Here is a 273-nt window from a genome sequence, read left to right on the forward strand (position 1 = left end):
GCTACGACCGCATCCTGAACCTCGGCGCTGCAGACTCCGGCAGTGACATCATCCGCATAGGCGGCGGCTTGACGCGCGCAATGATCCAGAGCACCCAGATCACAGGTGACGACCTGATCATCGGGTTCTTCGTGGGCGGTGCCTACCAGGCACTGGTCCTGGACGGCTTCCTCTCTTCCCAGAACGGAAGCCACATCATCGAGTTCGCTGACGGCACTTGGCTGTCTGCACAGGACTTCCGTCGTAACCAGCACTCCTGGATCGGTACCGCCG

The 273-nt window shown here is 61.5% G+C and carries 1 protein-coding gene; it reads left to right on the plus strand.

The annotated features are described in order from the left end of the window. Positions 1-273, plus strand: a 273-nt coding sequence (locus tag ACQG3P_RS19735; protein WP_426805987.1) for a hypothetical protein, incomplete at both ends; no start/stop codon positions are given.

It is taken from the genome of Stenotrophomonas sp. SrG (assembly GCF_050031795.1).
In the GTDB taxonomy this organism is placed as follows: Bacteria; Pseudomonadota; Gammaproteobacteria; order Xanthomonadales; family Xanthomonadaceae; genus Stenotrophomonas; species Stenotrophomonas rhizophila_A.